The sequence below is a fragment of the Pseudomonas sp. Sample_10 genome, from assembly GCF_004321495.1.
Lineage (GTDB): Bacteria > Pseudomonadota > Gammaproteobacteria > Pseudomonadales > Pseudomonadaceae > Aquipseudomonas.
The window spans coordinates 6,740-9,526 of sequence record NZ_RCOE01000092.1 but is presented as its reverse complement, the minus strand read 5'-3'; the positions used below and the strand labels follow the sequence as shown (position 1 = coordinate 9,526).

2 protein-coding genes are annotated in these 2,787 nt (G+C 62.0%); both read right to left on the bottom strand.

Going from position 1 to position 2,787, the window contains the following annotated elements; all coding sequences use genetic code 11:
- Positions 1-4: 4 nt before the first annotated feature.
- Entirely contained in the window at positions 5-865 is an 861-nt protein-coding gene (locus D8U18_RS08785; RefSeq protein ID WP_056854922.1) for a MurR/RpiR family transcriptional regulator, read from the bottom strand.
- Positions 866-880: 15 nt separating this feature from the next.
- Entirely contained in the window at positions 881-2,230 is a 1,350-nt protein-coding gene (locus tag D8U18_RS08780; protein WP_056854921.1) for a gluconate:H+ symporter, read from the bottom strand.
- Between the last annotated feature and the right edge of the window lie 557 nt (positions 2,231-2,787).

Genomic DNA, 2,787 nt, shown 5'->3' with positions numbered 1-2,787 from the left:
CATGTCAGTCTCCCAGCGGCAGGTGATCGTCGCCGCCGCGGTAATCGTCCAGGGCGAGTTTGATCCGCCGCAGACGTTCTTGATTGTCTTGAGGGTTGGCCAGTGCGAGTTCGGTGGCAAGCACATCAATGGCCAGCAGCATGCCGTAGCGTGCCGCCGTGGGCTTATAGATGAATGAAGTTTCGGCGCTTTGCAGCGGCAGGACGATGTCCGCCAATTGTGCCAACGGCGAATCGCTGCGGGTGATGGCCAGGACGCGTGCGCCGTAGTTGCGTGCCAGTTCTACCGTTTCGACCAGCTCCGGCGTGATCCCGGTCAGCGAACAAACGATCAGCACATGGTCGGGGCTCAGGCTGGCCGCGGTGACCCGCATCATCACCGCGTCGTGGCACACCGCAATCGGGTAACCGAGGCGCACCAGGCGCACTTGCAGTTCATCGCTGCACAAGGTCGAGCAGCCGCCCATGCCGAACGCGTGAATCATCCGCGCCTTGCCCAGCAGTTTGACGGCATCGGTAAAACGCGACTCGTCAAAGGCTGCCAGGTGCTGGCGCAAGGTCGATTCGATATCACCGACGATCTGTCCGTAAAACGCCGACTGATCCGGTGTGCCCGCCGGGTCGAGAAACCGGCTGCCGACGCCGTTGGCCTGGGCCAGTTGCAAGCGCAGGTCACGCAAGTCCTTGCAGCCGACCGTGCGGGCAAACCGCGACAAGGTGGCGGTGCTCACCTCCGCCCGCTGCGCCAGCTCATCGAGACTGGCGGACGCGGCGAACCCTACGTCGTCGAGCATCAGCCGGGCGATGCGGCCTTCGCCGGCACTGAAGGAGTCCTGACGGGCGCGGATCTGGTAGAGGATGTCCATGACGGGCGACTCCGGTTAAATCAGGTAAGAAAGGCCAACGGTCAGACCAAAAGCGACGAGCGAGATCAATGTCTCAAGCACGGTCCAGGTCTTGAAGGTCTGGGTGACGGTCATGTTGAAGTATTCCTTGATCAACCAGAAGCCACCGTCGTTGACGTGGGAAAAAATCACCGAACCCGCGCCGGTGGCCAGCACCAGCAACTCCGGATGCGGATAACCCAGGCCGATAGCCACCGGCGCCACCACGCCCGAGGCAGTGGTCATGGCCACGGTGGCAGAACCTGTGGCGATGCGCATCAGTGCGGCGAACAACCAGCCCATCAACAGCGGTGACAAATGGAATTCATGGGCCAGGCCGACGATCTGGTCGGTGACGCCGGCGTCCACCAGAATCCGGTTCAGGCCGCCACCGGCACCCACCAGCAGGGTAATGCTGGCGGTCGGCGCCAAACATTCGTTGGTGAACTTGAGGATCGATTCGCGGTTGAACCCTTGGGCCAGACCGAGGGTCCAGAAGCTCAGCAATGTCGCCAGCAACAGCGCGATCACCGAGTTGCCGATGAACAGCAGGAACTGGTTGAAACCCGTACCCGGCGTGGAAATCAGGTTGGCCCAGCCGCCGATCAGCATCAACACCACCGGCAACAGAATCGTCGCCATGGTGATGCCGAAACCCGGCAGGCTGTCGCGCGGTTCGCGTTCGAGGAACTGGCGCTCCAGCGGGTTCTCCGCCGGCAGCTGGATGCGCGGCACAATGAATTTGGCGTACAGGGGACCTGCGATGATCGCCGTCGGAATGCCGATCGCAATCGCGTAGAGCAAGGTCTGCCCCACCGACGCCTGATACACCTGCACCGCCAGCATCGCCGCCGGGTGCGGCGGCACCAGCGCGTGGACCACCGAGAGCCCGGCCACCATCGGCAAGCCGACCATCAGGATCGACACGCCGACCCGTCGCGCTACGGTGAATGCAATCGGCACCAGCAACACAAAACCGACTTCGAAGAACAGCGGCAATCCCACCAGGAACGCGATGCAAACCATTGCCCAGTGCGCGTTCTTCTCGCCAAAACGGTCGATCAAGGTCCGCGCCACCTGCTCGGCGCCGCCGGACTCGGCCATCATCTTGCCGAGCATCGTACCCAGCGCTACCACCAGCGCGATGTGCCCCAGGGTCTTGCCGACGCCGGCCTCATAGGCCCCCACCACACCCGACGGCGGCATGCCTGCCACCAGGGCGAGGCCGATGGAAATCAGGGTGATGACAATGAACGGATTGAGCCGGTAACGGGCGATCAGAACGATCAGAGCAATGATGGCGATGGCGGCATACACCAGCAGCCAATAGCCGAAGGACAGGGTCATGCGCTACTCCTCGCGAGGGTCACGTCGAAATATTTGTGAAACTCATAAAACATTTCGAGGCGCGATTATCAAACGAGGTGAAATTAATTTTCGTGAAGAGGTAAGAAGTGTCGCTCACGGATATGCCGTGTCGCGAATACTGAAAATCGAGCAGGTGGATTTTCATGACCCGACTGATCGTTCCCACACTCTGCATGGGAATGCAGCTCGGGACCCTCTGCGTCCACTGCGAAGCCGAACGCGGAGCGTCCGAAGAGGCGTTCCCACGCGGAGCATGGGAACGATCACAGGCGGGTCTCAGTCGTGATGAACCCGGGCGCGTCGATCGTTCCCACGCTCTGCGTGGGAATGCAGCCCGGGACGCTCTGCGTCCACTGCGAAGCCGAACGCGGAGCGTCCGAAGAAGCGTTCCCACGCGGAGCATGGGAACGATCACAGGCCGGTCTCAGTCGTGATGAACCCGGGCGCGTTGATCGTTCCCACGCTCTGCGTGGGAATGCAGCCGGGACGCTCTGCGTCCACTGCGAAGCCGAACGCGGAGCGTCCGAAGAAGCGTT

Excerpts from the sequence above, each read along its gene's own strand:
- D8U18_RS08785 (WP_056854922.1), bottom strand. The coding sequence starts at position 865 with ATGGACATCCTCTACCAGATCCGCGCCCGTCAGGACTCCTTCAGTGCC.
- D8U18_RS08780 (WP_056854921.1), bottom strand. The coding sequence starts at position 2,230 with ATGACCCTGTCCTTCGGCTATTGGCTGCTGGTGTATGCCGCCATCGCC.